The sequence below is a fragment of the Dactylosporangium sp. NPDC049140 genome (assembly GCF_040648435.1).
This window is the reverse complement of sequence record NZ_JBEZDS010000028.1, coordinates 74590-87339: the sequence shown is the minus strand read 5'-3', so window position 1 is coordinate 87339 and position 12750 is coordinate 74590. Positions and strand designations below refer to the sequence as shown.

Annotated in this window: 14 protein-coding genes and 1 pseudogene; 7 read left to right on the top strand and 8 right to left on the bottom strand. The window is 73.0% G+C overall.

The genetic code is table 11. From position 1 onward, the window contains the following. The first annotated feature begins 598 nt into the window (after positions 1-598). Positions 599-1499 (top strand): annotated as a pseudogene (locus AB0B76_RS35350) (S8 family peptidase). Between the two features lie 3 nt (positions 1500-1502). Here the strand turns inward: AB0B76_RS35350 and AB0B76_RS35345 are convergent. After that, entirely contained in the window at positions 1503-2747 is a 1245-nt protein-coding gene (locus AB0B76_RS35345; protein WP_360383605.1) for an FAD-binding oxidoreductase, read from the bottom strand. A gap of 127 nt (positions 2748-2874) precedes the next feature. Here AB0B76_RS35345 and AB0B76_RS35340 point away from each other — a divergent pair, with 127 nt between their 5' ends. Beyond that, positions 2875-4263 carry an OFA family MFS transporter gene (locus tag AB0B76_RS35340; RefSeq protein WP_360383730.1) on the top strand — a complete coding sequence of 463 codons (1389 nt, stop codon included), beginning with the start codon at positions 2875-2877 and terminating at the stop codon, positions 4261-4263. A gap of 98 nt (positions 4264-4361) precedes the next feature. Here the strand turns inward: AB0B76_RS35340 and AB0B76_RS35335 are convergent, their stop codons facing one another. Then, positions 4362-4964, bottom strand: a complete 603-nt coding sequence (locus AB0B76_RS35335; RefSeq protein WP_360383602.1) for a hypothetical protein — start codon at positions 4962-4964, stop codon at positions 4362-4364. A 130-nt stretch (positions 4965-5094) separates the two neighbouring features. Here AB0B76_RS35335 and AB0B76_RS35330 point away from each other — a divergent pair, with 130 nt between their 5' ends. Genes AB0B76_RS35330 through AB0B76_RS35320 form a run of 3 tightly spaced genes read left to right on the top strand, consistent with a single transcriptional unit; the run spans position 5095 to position 7468 of the window. Next, positions 5095-6294 (top strand): alginate lyase family protein, encoded by a 1200-nt coding sequence (locus AB0B76_RS35330; protein WP_360383600.1) that lies wholly within the window; start codon positions 5095-5097, stop codon positions 6292-6294. A 39-nt stretch (positions 6295-6333) separates the two neighbouring features. Further along, the gene (locus tag AB0B76_RS35325) at positions 6334-6870 is read left to right on the top strand and encodes a sigma factor-like helix-turn-helix DNA-binding protein (RefSeq protein WP_360383597.1); all 537 of its coding nucleotides are present in this window, start codon (positions 6334-6336) and stop codon (positions 6868-6870) included. Then, positions 6863-7468 (top strand): permease-like cell division protein FtsX, encoded by a 606-nt coding sequence (locus AB0B76_RS35320; RefSeq protein WP_360383594.1) that lies wholly within the window; start codon positions 6863-6865, stop codon positions 7466-7468. The genes AB0B76_RS35325 and AB0B76_RS35320 overlap by 8 nt, the downstream gene beginning before the upstream one ends. Here AB0B76_RS35320 and AB0B76_RS35315 read toward each other — a convergent pair. The 3 genes from AB0B76_RS35315 to AB0B76_RS35305 are packed head-to-tail and all read right to left on the bottom strand — an operon-like array spanning position 7435 to position 9110. Further along, on the bottom strand, positions 7435-7884 hold the full coding sequence (locus tag AB0B76_RS35315) for a DUF6069 family protein (RefSeq protein ID WP_360383591.1): 450 nt from the start codon (positions 7882-7884) through the stop codon (positions 7435-7437). The genes AB0B76_RS35320 and AB0B76_RS35315 overlap by 34 nt on opposite strands. Beyond that, positions 7868-8134, bottom strand: a complete 267-nt coding sequence (locus AB0B76_RS35310; protein ID WP_360383588.1) for a hypothetical protein — start codon at positions 8132-8134, stop codon at positions 7868-7870. The genes AB0B76_RS35315 and AB0B76_RS35310 overlap by 17 nt, the downstream gene beginning before the upstream one ends. Positions 8135-8138: 4 nt before the next feature. Continuing rightward, positions 8139-9110: an RNA polymerase subunit sigma-70 gene (locus tag AB0B76_RS35305; RefSeq protein WP_360383585.1), complete on the bottom strand. Its 972-nt coding sequence runs from the start codon at positions 9108-9110 to the stop codon at positions 8139-8141. Positions 9111-9189: 79 nt separating this feature from the next. Between AB0B76_RS35305 and AB0B76_RS35300 the strand changes: the two genes are divergently transcribed. Continuing rightward, positions 9190-10014 (top strand): amidohydrolase family protein, encoded by an 825-nt coding sequence (locus AB0B76_RS35300; protein ID WP_360383582.1) that lies wholly within the window; start codon positions 9190-9192, stop codon positions 10012-10014. On the opposite strand, the gene AB0B76_RS35295 is transcribed toward AB0B76_RS35300, so the two are convergent. Genes AB0B76_RS35295 through AB0B76_RS35285 form a run of 3 tightly spaced genes read right to left on the bottom strand, consistent with a single transcriptional unit; the run spans position 9998 to position 12383 of the window. Next, entirely contained in the window at positions 9998-10633 is a 636-nt protein-coding gene (locus AB0B76_RS35295) for a nucleoside/nucleotide kinase family protein (protein WP_360383579.1), read from the bottom strand. The genes AB0B76_RS35300 and AB0B76_RS35295 overlap by 17 nt on opposite strands. Beyond that, positions 10630-11418, bottom strand: coding sequence for an SDR family oxidoreductase (locus AB0B76_RS35290; RefSeq protein WP_360383576.1), 789 nt, complete (start codon positions 11416-11418; stop codon positions 10630-10632). The genes AB0B76_RS35295 and AB0B76_RS35290 overlap by 4 nt, the downstream gene beginning before the upstream one ends. Next, positions 11415-12383, bottom strand: a complete 969-nt coding sequence (locus AB0B76_RS35285) for an LLM class F420-dependent oxidoreductase (protein ID WP_360383728.1) — start codon at positions 12381-12383, stop codon at positions 11415-11417. The genes AB0B76_RS35290 and AB0B76_RS35285 overlap by 4 nt, the downstream gene beginning before the upstream one ends. Positions 12384-12531: 148 nt before the next feature. Between AB0B76_RS35285 and AB0B76_RS35280 the strand changes: the two genes are divergently transcribed. Next, a complete protein-coding gene (locus AB0B76_RS35280) occupies positions 12532-12738 on the top strand; it encodes a hypothetical protein (protein ID WP_360383574.1) in 207 nt (68 codons plus the stop codon). Positions 12739-12750 lie beyond the last annotated feature (12 nt).

Genomic DNA, 12750 nt, shown 5'->3' with positions numbered 1-12750 from the left:
GCAGTTGCGTGGTGCGTGTCGTTGGCCGTCGCTGAGCGCTGCGTGCGGTCGCGTGTCGTTGCGCGTCGCGTGCGGTCGGGGGCAGTTGCGCGCCGCGTGCAGTCGGCCGTAATCGAGCGCCGCGCACAGTTGCGCGTTGCGTGCGGTCGGGTGCAGTTGCGTGGTGCGTGTCGTTGGCCGTCGCTGAGCGCTGCGTGCGGTCGCGTGTCGTTGCGCGTCGCGTGCGGTCGGGGGCAGTTGCGCGCCGCCTGCAGTCGGCCGGCATCGAACGTTGCGTGCAGTTGTGCGCTGCGTGCGGTCGGGTGCAGTTGCGTGGTGCGTGCAGTTGGCCGTCGTTGAGCGCTGCGTGCAGATGAGCGTTACGCGCAGTTGGGTGCCGTCGAGCGTTGCGTGCTGGTGAGCGCCGCGTGCAGTCGGCCGTCGTTGAGCGCTGCGTGCAATTGAGGGGTGCGTGCAGTCGAGTTGGTTGAGCGTTGCGGGCGATTGAGCGTTGCGGCCGATTGAGCGTTGTGTGCAGTCGGGCGGTTGTTTGGATGCGGCGTCCTTGGGCGTTGCCGGCGGTGAGCGTCACAACGACTTCGGCGGCCGTGCCAGCTAAATGCACAACTTCGTCAACCGCACCGGGGACCACTACTGCTACAACCCCGAAAACGACAACAACAGCAACGACCCGGGCAACGCCAACGACTGCGACGGCCACGGCACCCACGTGGCCGGCACGATCGGCGGCACCAGCTACGGTGTGGCCAAGCAGATCACGCTCAAGGCCGTCCGCGTGCTCGACTGCAGCGGCAACGGCTTCCTGGACGAGGTCGTCGGCGGCATCGACTGGATCACCGCCTACGCGCAGCACCCGGCCGTGGCGAACATGAGCCTCGGACCACCCGTCGGCGATGATCGACGCGGCCCTGAAGCGCTCGACCGGCTCCGGCCTGACCTGGTCGGTGGCGGCCGGTAACGGCGACGAGAACGGCAACCCGACAAACGCCTGCAACAACTCGCCGGGCGACGTGGCCGAGGCGATCGTGGTCGGCGCGGTGACGATCGAGGACAAGCCGATGTACTGGTCCGACTACGGCGCCTGCGTCGACCTCTACGCGCCGGGCGCCGGCATCTGGTCGGACTGGAAGGACAGCAACACGGCCACGGCGCTGCTGGACGGCACGTCGATGGCCTCGCCGCACGTCACCGGCGCGGCCGCGCTCATCCTGCAGGCCCACCAGGACTGCAACCCGACCCAGGTCCGCAACGCGCTCGTGCGGGGCTCGTCCGCCGGCGTGCTCGACCTGAACGCGTACCCGGCCTACGCCCGCAACGGTACGCCGAACCGGCTGCTGTTCGTCCGCCGGGCGGACCCGGTGCGCCCGGTGGGCCGGCCGCAGAGCCTGTACAACCCGCCGTTCGGCACCACCGAGGCGTACACCCTCGCGCAGGACGGGCACGCGTACTACAAGTACTACGCCGGGGGCTGGTCGACCTACGTCGACCTGACCGCCTGACGCTCAGTGGGTGGGGCCGAGAGTCGGCCACGGTGACGGCGTCCGCGGCAGGGTGAAGGTCCGCACGTCCTCGGGCGTGCGGCCCGAGCCGATCCAGTCGGCCAGCGCCGCGCCGGTCGCCGGGGCCATCATGATCCCGGTGGTGAAGTGGCCGCCCGCGAACCAGGCGTTTGTCACCCCGGGCAGGCGGTCCACCACCGGCTGGCGGTGCTCGATGTGCGGCCGGAAGCAGCACCAGCGGTGGCTGATGCGCGCCTCGGCGGCCGCCGGCACCAGCGTCGCGAGGTCCTTCGCCATCGGGTCGCTCACCTCGGGCCGCACCTCCGGCGAGCGGTCGCCCTCGTCGAAGGTGCCGCCGCAGACGACGCCGCCGCCCGGCAGCGGGGTGCCGCCGCCGTAGGGCCCGGCCAGGACGCTGCCGAGCCGCCAGGGGCCGGGGGCGAGCGCGAGCATGTGGCCCTTGACCCAGCGCTGCCGTACTCCCTGATGCCACGGCGGCGGCACGAGCCCGGTGGCCACCACCAGCGCGCCCGGGGTGAGGTCGCCGGCCGTGGTGTGCACGGTCGAGACCCGGTCGCCGCGCACCGAGACGCCGAGCAGCCCGACGCCGGTCACCACCTGCCCGGCCCGGGCGGCGAGCGCGGCCGCCAGCCGGAGCGGGTCGACGGCGAGCTGGTCCTCGAAGAGCCGCGCGGCGGCGCCGTCGGGCAGCCGCACATCGGGCTCCAGCGCGCGCACGCCGGCGGCGTCGAGCAGGCCGCCGCGGCCGGGGAACGCCTGCACGCCGGCGGCGTCGAGCAGGCCGCCGCGGCCGGGGAACGCCTGCACGCCGGCGGCGTCGAGTAGGCCGCCGCGCAAGGGGAACGCCTCCACCGGGCGGATGTCCAGCCAGCGGGTGGGCCAGGCGCCGATCGCGCCCTGCCATTCGGCGTCGAGGTCACGGTACAGCTGCCGGCTCTTGCGCCCGAAGGCCACGAACCGCGGCCCGTCGCTCTCCTCGTGCAGGTCGGGGGCGATCGCGCCGCCGTTGCCGGAGGAGGCGCCCGGGACCAGCCGCGGGGCGCGCTCGATGAGCGTCACCCGTCCGAGGCCGGCCCGGCGGGCGAACACGGCCGCGGCCAGCCCGATCGCGCCGCCGCCGACCACGAGGACGTCGGGGCTGCGGTCAAGGTCCCGGGGGCGGCCGGGGGCGAGCCGGGCCCGATCGTCGGGGCCGCGCCGGTCGTCCCAGACAGTCACACGATCCACCGGGCAATTGTTGCTCAACTATGGCGTCATTTGGATCACGACCTTTCTGATCAGCGGAAAGTTGCGCTGCGAGATAGACGTATGGCGATCTAAACTGTGGCTCGGCCTTAGGAGGTGTCCGATGTCACTGCTATCGGCTCTGGACTCCAGGCACACGGTCGCCTCGGAGGGGTACAGCCGCTGGCTCATCCCGCCGGCGGCGCTCTCCGTGCACCTGTGCATCGGTCAGGCGTACGCCACGAGCGTGTACAAGAACTCGCTCATCGCACACTTCGGCGCCAGCCAGACCGCGATCGGCATCATCTTCAGCATCGCCATCGTCATGCTCGGGCTGTCGGCCGCGGTCGGCGGCACCTGGGTCGAGCGCAACGGGCCGCGGAAGGCCATGTTCGTCTCGGCCTGCTGCTGGGGCGCGGGCTTCCTCGTCGCCGCGCTCGGGATCAGCACGAAACAGCTCTGGCTGGTGTACCTCGGGTACGGCGTCCTGGGCGGGATCGGGCTCGGGATCGGGTACATCTCGCCGGTCTCGACGCTCATCAAGTGGTTCCCGGACCGGCCCGGCCTGGCCACCGGCCTGGCGATCATGGGCTTCGGCGGCGGCGCGCTGATCGCCAGCCCGCTGTCGCGGCAGCTGCTGTCGCTCTACGACGCCGGCTACGACCCGAACAACGCGAAGTCCGTCGCCGGCGGCTCCGCTCTCGTGCTGCTCTTCGTCACGCTGGGCATCGGCTACTTCCTGATCATGATGTTCGGCGTCTTCAACGTCCGCGTGCCCCGCGAGGGCTGGCGGCCGGCGGGCTTCGACCCCGCCTCGATCCGCGAGAAGCCGCTGGTCACGACGGCGAACGTGAGCGCCGCCAACGCCCTGCGGACCCGCTCGTTCTGGCTGCTGTGGGTGGTGCTGTTCTGCAACGTCACCGCCGGCATCGGCATCCTGGAGCAGGCCAGCCCGATGATCCAGGACTTCTTCCGCGACGCCGGCGTCTCCAGCGTCAGCGTCGCGGCCGCCGCGGGCTTCGTCGGGGTGCTGTCGCTGTTCAACATGGCGGGCCGGTTCGCCTGGTCGGCCACGTCGGACCTGATCGGCCGCAAGCCGATCTACATGGGCTACCTCGGCGTCGGCATGGTCCTCTACGCCCTGCTGGCCTCGGTGGGCCACACCGCCACGGCCCTGTTCGTCCTGCTGGCCGGCTTCATCCTGTCCTTCTACGGCGGCGGCTTCGCCACCGTGCCGGCCTACCTGCGCGACCTGTTCGGCACCTACCAGGTCGGCGCGATCCACGGCCGCCTGCTGACGGCCTGGTCCGCGGCCGGGGTCGCGGGCCCGCTCATCGTGAACGGCTTCCTGGACGCGCAGGGCAAGCCGGGCACGCTGACGGCGTCGGCGTACCAGCCGGCCCTGTTCACCATGGTGGGCATCCTGGCCGTGGGCTTCGTCGCCAACCTGCTGATCCGCCCGGTGCCGCAGCGCTTCCACGAACCCGTGACCGCCGAACCGGAGAAGGTGGCGTCATGAGCGTCCGCTTGATCGTCAGCTGGGCCCTGGTGGCCGTCCTCCTGGGCTACGGCGTGATCGAAACCGCCATCACCGCCGCCAAGCTGTTCCAGTAGCCCTCATCCGGCCTGCCGGCGTCCCTCCGCGAAGAACGCCGGCAGGTCGGGCAGCTCCCGCAGCGGGTGCGCCGCCCCGAACGACACGTTCCAGAAGTCCCCGGTCCGCGGCTTCCAGGGTCCGACGTACGCGTACGGCTCGTCGATCGTCGCGTCCCCGGCCGACACCCCGTAGTTCACCTCGTCGAGCGAGACGCCGAGGTCGAAGTGCTCCGGCCACAGCACCGGCGTGGCGTCGGCGCTGAAGGCCCGCAGCGCCGCGTCCCCGGCGGCGAACCCGGCCAGGATCTCCGCGGCCCCGTCCAGCACGACCGGGTCGTCCGCGGACGCGCCGGAGCCGTCCGGGTACAGGTCGCGCGGTGCCCCGGGCTCGACCCCCGCCGCCGCGGCGAGCTCCCCGAGCGTCCGCCCGGCCAGCGTCACCCGGCGCCCGCCGTCGTCGCCGATCACGAGCGCGTCGGCGGTCACCCGGAGGTCGGGCGCGGCGACGGTGGCGAACCCGCCGTCGAGCACCCGCAGCCGGATGGTCCCGCTGGCCCGGTGCTGGGGCCCGGCGAGCACGAGCTCCGCCAGCCCATGAAGAGAACGTCGCGTCGCGTTGGTCACGGGACCCATGATGCCCGCAACCTGATCGCCTGCCCAACGGATGCTTAAGTTTCGATGTGATGGCTTCCCCGGGCAGCTTGGGACGCGTTAGGCAGACTGCCTAACAGATGTGTCACCCCCGGGAGGCCCCATGTCACGACGACTCGTCCTGCTCGGCGCGGCCGGGCTCGCGGTCGCCGTCGCGGTGGCCGGCGCCACGTACGCGTCGGCCGCCCAGTCCACCGCCCGGGCGCCGCAGACCGCCGCGGCGCCCGCCACCTTCGCACACCCCGGCGTCCTGGTCAGCCAGGCTCAGCTCGACTTCGTCCGCGGCAAGGTGCAGGCGGGCGAGCAGCCGTGGAAGGCGGCGAACGACCAGATGATGGGCTCGAAGTACGCGTCGCTGACGCGCACGCCGAAGCCCCGCGCGACCGTCGAGTGCGGCTCGTACTCGAACCCGAACAACGGCTGCACGGACGAGCGCGAGGACGCGATCGCCGCGTACACCCTGTCCTTGGCGTGGTTCATCACGCGCGACAGCCGGTACGCGACGAAGGCGATCGCGATCATGGACGCGTGGTCGGCCACGATCAAGGAGCACACGAACAGCAACGCCCCGCTGCAGACGGGCTGGGCGGGCTCGTCCTGGCCGCGGGCGGCGGAGATCATCCGGTACACCTACAGCAGCTGGCCCAACCAGGCGCGCTTCGCGACCATGCTGCGCACCGTGTACCTGCCCAAGGTGATCGGCGGCAGCAGCAGCAACGGCAACTGGGAGCTGTCCATGATGGAGGCCGCGATCGGCATCTCCGTCTTCCTGGACGACCGGGCGAGCTGGGACAAGGCGATGGCCAAGTTCCGGGCGCGCGTCCCCGCGTACATCTACCTCGCCACGGACGGCGCCTACCCCAAGGGCATCGGCTCCGTCGACACGAAGTCCGAGATCGTGAACTACTGGCAGGGCCAGGGCACCTTCGAGAACGGCCTCGCCCAGGAGACCTGCCGCGACTTCACGCACACCGGCTACGGCATCTCCGCGATCTCGCACATCGCCGAGACGACCCGGATCCAGGGCCAGGACGTGTACCCCGAGATCGCCGACCGGCTGCGGTACGCGCTCGGCTTCCACAGCCGGTACCAGCTGGGCGAGGGCGTTCCCTCCTGGCTGTGCGGCGGCAAGCTGAACCTCGGCCTCGGCCCGGTGACGGAGGTCGCCTTCAACGCGCTGCACAACCGCATGGGCATCGCCATGACGAACACGCAGCGGCTGACCGAGCAGTCGCGCCCGGCCGGCAGCAACAACCTGTTCGTCGCGTGGGAGACCCTGACGCACGCGAACAATCCCGCCTGAGCGATGTGACACCGGGGCGCCGCCGGGCGTGTAGATGGTATGACGATCCACACGCTCGACGGCGTCCCGCCGCCGGCCGTCGCCGGGAGGGCCATGCCGCCCGATTTCGCGGAGTGCTACTCCGCCTCGTTCGGCACCATCGCGGGGCAGCTCGCGGTCTACCTCGGCAGCACCGAGGAGGCCCAGGAGGTGACCCAGGAGGCGTTCATCCGGGCCTGGGTGCGCTGGGGCCGGATCGCGCGCTACGAGGACCCGGCGGCCTGGGTGCGCCGCGTCGCCTGGAACCTCGCCACGAGCCGGATCCGCCGCGCCCGCGTCGCCCTGCGGCACTGGCGCGGCCAGCGGGCCGAGCCGGTCGCCGGGCCCGGCCCCGAGCGGGTGGCCCTCGAACGCGCCCTCGCCGCCCTGCCGGCCGACCAGCGCCGCGCCGTGGTCCTGTACTACGTCGCCGGCCTCCCCGTCGCCGAGATCGCCGAGCTCTCGCGGGTGCGCGAGGGCGCCGTCCGCACCTGGCTCTACCGGGCGCGGATCGCCCTGGCCAAGCACCTGACCGACGAGGGGGACGACCATGTCTGAGCTCGACGAGCGCCTTCGCCTCGCCCTCCGCGACCTGGACGACCGCGCGCGCTCTTCCCTGCGCCCGCCGGGCCCGGGCGGCATCCCGGCCGCGGCCCGCCGCCGCCGTGTCGCGGTCGCCGCCGGCGGCGCCGCCCTGACCCTGCTGCTGGCCGCGGCCCTGGCCGGGGTCGTCCGCGGCCCGTCGGCGGACCATCGGCCGGCCGCCGCCCCGTCCCCGTCGTGCACCCCGGCGGAGGCCCGCGCGTTCCTGCCGACGTACACGACCGAACCGCAGCGGGAGCAGCTGCAGTCGGCGATCGTCGCGTCGCCCGAGATCGTGTCGTACCGGTACCAGTCGAAGGAGGAGGCCTGGGCCGAGTTCCAGCATGCCTTCAGCGACGCGCCCGACCTGGTCGCCGCGACGAAGCCGGACTCGCTGGCCGCGAGCTTCCGCTTCGACCTGCGCTGCGACGGCGACTTCCCGGCCGTGCGGGACCGCCTGATGCCGTTCGCCACGGACGTCGTCTGCAACGACTGCGGGGCGGTGCACGTGCCGGGGCTCGACAAGCCGGTCCTGCCGGCTCAGTCGCCGTCCAGCGTGGAGCCCACTCGCTGAAGGCTCCGGGCCAGGGCCGGGATCATCACCGCCGCCGCCACGAGGTGCAGCCCGATCAGGGCGACGGCGGTGGCGGCGTTCGCCCCGGCGAGTAGCGGCGGCGCCAGCGAGATCGCGGTCAGCGGCACCGCCGTCCACACGAACCGCGCGGCGGGCCGTGCGCTCCAGCGGAGCAGGGCGGCGGCGATGGCGACGCCCACGACCGAGAAGAAGCCGGTCACCACGGCGAACCCGGGCAGCGGGATCGCCTCGCCGCCGTCGGGGAGCTCGAAGTCGGCGCCGGCGGCCGCGGCCAGCGCGGCGGCGAGGGTGGTGGCTGCCATCGCCGCGAGCGTGGCGACGAGGCCGGTGCCGGCGAGCCGGCGGAACCGGTGGGTCGGGCCGGCGACGACCCGGGTGTCATGCAGGCTGTCCATGGCGTTCCTCCATCGTTCGGTGACCGGGCGTGACGATGTGCACCGTCGCCGTGCGACGGCCGGGGTTGCGCAGGGCGCGGACGCCGGTACCGCGGAGCCAGAACCCGGCGTCGCGCCCGAGGACCGGCCCGGGCGCGCCGTCGTGCAGCTCCAGCTGCACCCGCCCGCGGGTGACGACGCCGAACGCGTCGCGCCATTCGGCCGCGACCACCGCGACCCGCGCGCCCGCGCGCAGCGTGAGCGTCCGCACGGGACTACTCCGTGCGGTCCGCCGGCAGGCGCTCCGGCAGCTCGAGCCGCGGGAACCGGTCGGCGTGGAACGTGACGATCTCCGCGATCGCGCCGCCCGTGACGCGCAGGACGTCGATCGTCAGCGGCAGGTACGCGCCCTCCGCCGCCCGCCAGTGGTAGAAGGCGACGGCGGGCTGCCGGTTCACGGCGGTGACGACGGCGCGTAGGCCCCGCATCTGTGCGAAGCCGCTCTCGACCCAGTCGTTCACCACCGCGTCGCGGCCGACGAACAGGCCCGGCGTGGGCGGCATCGAGAAGCGGACGTCGTCGCGCAGCAGCGCCGCGATCCGGTCGACGTCCGTGGCCACGCTGGCCTCGGTGAAGCGGCGCACCAGCTCGCGCGTCCCGGCGTCCCCCTCGCCGCCGGTCCAGTCCTGCCGCTCGGCGGGCAGGTGCTCCCGCAGGCCGGCGCGGGCCCGCTGCAGCGCGCTGTTCACGGAGTTGACGGAGTCCCCGAGGAGCTCGGCGACGTCCTTCGCCGTCCAGTCGAGCACGTCGCGCAGGATCAGCACGGCCCGCGGGCGCGGCGCGAGGTGCTGGACCGCGACCAGGTACGCCAGCTCGATGGTCTCCCGCGCGACGGCGACGGTCTCCGGCTCGTCCGCGCCGCCCGCGGGCAGCTCGTCGAGCAGCCGGTCCGGGTAGGGCTGCAGCCACCGCACCTCGCCGCCGGTCGCGGGCTCCGGGCGGCACTTGGCGAGCAGGTCCAGGCAGGCGTTGGTGGCGATGCGGTACAGCCAGGCCCGGAACGTCGAGCGCCCCTCGAAGGTCTCCCGCCGCCGCCACGCCCGCAGGAACGTCTCCTGCACCGTGTCCTCGGCGTCCTCGAACGAGCCGAGCATCCGGTAGCAGTGCACGTGCAGCTCCCGCCGGTGCCGCCGCGCCAGCCCCGAGAAGGCCGTCTCGTCGATCTCGCCCAGCTCACCCACGCTCATGGCGTCATCCTTCCGCTTGTCGTGTTCCGTCGTACGTGAGACGGGTGCGGCCACGACAACTCATCACTAAGTTCGAAATGTGCTGTTCGACGTGCACACGCACTTCCTGCCGCCCCGGATGCTGCGCAAGGTCTGGGCCTACTTCGACGAGGCCGGCCCGCTGCTGGGCCGGCCCTGGCCGATCCTCTACCGCGGCTCCGACGAGGAGCGCGTCGCGCAGCTGCGCGGCTTCGGGGTGCGCCACTTCACCGCGCTCGCCTACGCGCACCGGCCCGGCATGGCCGAGGACCTCAACGCGTGGACGATGGACTTCGCGGCGCGCACGCCCGGATGCCTGGCCAGCGCGACCTTCTTCCCGGAGCCGGGCGTGGCCGGGTACGTCGGGCGGGCCGTCGCCGACGGGGCCCGGGTCTTCAAGGTGCACCTGCAGGTCGGCGGCTTCGACCCGCGCGCGGCCGAGCTCGCCCCCGTGTGGGGGCTGCTCGCCGAGGCGCGGGTGCCGGTCGTCGTGCACGCCGGGTCGGGGCCGGTCGCGAACGGGTTCACCGGGCCGGGTCCGTTCGGCGAGGTGCTGCGCCGGCACCCGGGGCTCGTCGCGGTCGTCGCGCACCTCGGGGCGCCGGAGTACGACGGGTTCCTCGCGCTCGCCGAGCGCCACCCCGCGGTACACCTGGACACCACGATGGTGTTCACCGACTTCTTCGGCAGGCCGCCCGCCGCGCTGCTGCCCCGCGTGCGGGAGCTGGGGCTCGCCGGGCGGGTGCTGCTCGGCAGCGACTTCCCGAACATCCCGTACCCGTACGAGCACCAGATCGAGGCCCTGCAACGCCTGGACCTCGGCGAGGACTGGCTGCGCGCGGTGCTGTGGGACAACGCCGCGCGCTTGTTCAGCGTGTCAGGATGAGGTCGGCCCGGTCCCGGGTGCCGGCGATGACGGCGGCGTTGCGCTCGTCGCTGCGGAAGACCCAGTCCTCGGCGCCGGGCCGGTCGAGGCCCTTGGCCAGCTGGCGGCGCACCAGCGACTCCTGCCGCACCTTGTCCGGCGCGTCGAGGTACAGCACGAGGTCGACGAGGCCGCGCACCGACGCCCACGGGCCGTGGTCGAGCAGCAGGTAGTTGCCCTCGACCACGATCACGCGCACGCCGGAGGCGATGGGGATGACGCCGCCGATCGACTCGTGCAGGGTGCGGCTGTAGATCGGCGCGTAGACGAGGTCCTCGCCCGCGCGCAGGCGGCGCAGCAGGTGCACGAACCCGGCCGCGTCGAACGTCTCCGGCGCGCCCTTGCGGTCGGTCAGCCCGAGCCGGTCGAGCTCCACATTGGACAGGTGGAACCCGTCCATCGGCACCGAGGCGCTGGACAGTCCATCGTGGACATTCAGGGCGTCGGCGAGCGCCGAGGACAGCGTCGACTTCCCGGCGGCGGGCGGGCCGCAGATGCCGACGATGGTGCGGCCCGGGCGGCCGCGGACGAACGGCACGACCACGTCCAGGGCCGGCTGGAGCACGTCGGGCTGCCTCATGCGAGGGTGTCGCGCAGGCCGCGCATCCCGGCGAGCCAGCGGTCGGTGTCGGTGGCGCGGTGCAGGTAGTACCGGGCGACCTCGGGGTGCGGCAGGATCAGGAACTTCTCCGCCTCGAGCCCGGCCACGACCGAGTCGGCGACCGACTCGGCGGAGAGCACGGCACCGCCGGCCGCGGTCACCTTGGCGCCGATGTGGCCCTCCTTGAGGCCGTCGCGCAGCATCGGCGTGTCCACGCCCTGCGGGCAGAGGGCGCTGACCCGGATGCCCTGCGAGCCGTACGTGATGGACAGCCACTCCGCGAACGACACCGCCGCGTGCTTGGTGACCGCGTAGGGCGCGTCCCCGACGGCGGTCAGCAGGCCCGCGGCCGAGCAGGTGTGCAGCAGGTACCCGGAGCCGCGCTCGAGCATCGAGGGCAGGACGGCGCGCGCGGAGTACACGTGCGACATGACGTTCACCGCCCATGTCCGCGCCCACGTCTCGGCCGACGCCTCCAGCCCGGCGCCGCTGGTGATGCCCGCGTTCGCGCAGAACAGGTCGATCCGGTCGAAGCGCTCGACCGTCTCCCCGACGAGCTCCGCGACCTGCTCCTCGCTCGTCACGTCGGCCTCGACCCCGACCACCTCGCCGGGTAGCGTCGCCGCGAGCTCCGCCGCGGCCGCCCCGTCGAGGTCGGCGAGCACCAGCGCGGCCGCCTTCTCCGCGGCGAACCGCCGGGCCAGCGCGGCCCCGATCCCGCCGGCCGCCCCCGTGACGACCACGACCTTCCCGTCCACCTTCACGACCGCGCCCCCAGGCCTCGCAGCGTTTCCAGCAGCGCGGGCGCGCCGCCGGCGATCAGGTCCCGCGTCGGCAGCAGCGCGATCACCGGCGTCGTCACGCCCGCGGCCGCATAGCGCTCGACGTGGGCGCGGCACGTGCCGGGCGAGCCGTGGACGATGAGCTGGTCAACCACCTCGTCCGGGATCGCGGCGAGCGCGCCCTTGCGGTCGCCGGCCGCCCACGCGTCCCACATCGGCTTGAGCACCTCGCCGCGCCCCAGCCAGCGGTGGAACGCCGCGTACGCCGGCACTGTCAGGTAGGCCGCGATGAGCCGGCGAGCGGTCGCCCGCGCCTCGGCGGCGTCGTCGGTCGGGCACACGAAGATGCGCGCCGCGATCTCGAAGCCGTCCGGCGCCCCGGCCAGCTCGGCCCGCGCGGTCGCGACGTCGTCGGCCGACAGCCAGTTGAGGACCGCACCGTCGGCCTCGGCCGCCGCCAGGCGCAGCATGCGCCCGCGAAGACCGGCCAGAAGCAGTTTCGGCGGTACCTGTGGAGCCCGCTCGAGCCGGAACCGGCGCACCTCGAAGGTGTCGAAGACCCCGTCGACGAGCTCGCCCGCCAGGGCCGCGCGCAGGAACCGCAGGATGTCGCGGCTGCGCTCGAACGGACGGTCGAACGGGACCGCGTTCCAGTCGCCGACCACGACGGGTGACGACGCCCCGATGCCGAGCGCGAACCGGCCCGGCGCGGCCTCGGCGAGGGTGGCCGCCTGCATGGCCAGCAGCCCGGGCCCGCGGGTGAAGACGGGGACGATCGCGGTGCCGAGCCGCAGGCGGGGCGACCAGGCCGAGGCGAGTGCGAGCGGGGTGAAGGCATCGGTGCCCGCGACCTCGGAGGACCAGACGTCCGTGTACCCGAGATCCGGTAGCGTGGCGAGCAACGCAGCGTGATCGGGCAGCGGGATCCCCGTAAGAGGGATCGTCAGCCCCCATTGGCTGTTCATCAGCCGATCATCTCCGCGAAACGGGCGATGTGGCAAGCAGAACGGCACACTCGGCTGGCACCCCTCACGTTGCAGCCGGTAGGCGTGCGACGTAGCCTGGCGCGGGTTTCACCGAGAGAAGGAGCGCGACATGCTTGGTCTGGAAAAGAAGCTCATGAAGGAATGGGAAGGCAAGAGCGCGCAGGAGCTCGCCGACGCCCCCGTCACCGCGATCGCCGGCGTCAGCGAGGGCGACGCCGAGAAGCTGCAGGCCGCCTTCGGCATCAAGACCGTCCGTGACCTGGGCACGAACAAGTACTTCCGCTGGGCTCAGGGCATCGTCAACCTCGCCGACTGATCACGCCTGGCG

Excerpts from the sequence above, each read along its gene's own strand:
- AB0B76_RS35330 (WP_360383600.1), top strand. The coding sequence starts at position 5,095 with ATGTCACGACGACTCGTCCTGCTCGGCGCGGCCGGGCTCGCGGTCGCC.
- AB0B76_RS35325 (WP_360383597.1), top strand. The coding sequence starts at position 6,334 with ATGACGATCCACACGCTCGACGGCGTCCCGCCGCCGGCCGTCGCCGGG.
- AB0B76_RS35320 (WP_360383594.1), top strand. The coding sequence starts at position 6,863 with ATGTCTGAGCTCGACGAGCGCCTTCGCCTCGCCCTCCGCGACCTGGAC.
- AB0B76_RS35315 (WP_360383591.1), bottom strand. The coding sequence starts at position 7,884 with ATGGACAGCCTGCATGACACCCGGGTCGTCGCCGGCCCGACCCACCGG.
- AB0B76_RS35305 (WP_360383585.1), bottom strand. The coding sequence starts at position 9,110 with ATGAGCGTGGGTGAGCTGGGCGAGATCGACGAGACGGCCTTCTCGGGG.
- AB0B76_RS35295 (WP_360383579.1), bottom strand. The coding sequence starts at position 10,633 with ATGAGGCAGCCCGACGTGCTCCAGCCGGCCCTGGACGTGGTCGTGCCG.
- AB0B76_RS35280 (WP_360383574.1), top strand. The coding sequence starts at position 12,532 with ATGCTTGGTCTGGAAAAGAAGCTCATGAAGGAATGGGAAGGCAAGAGC.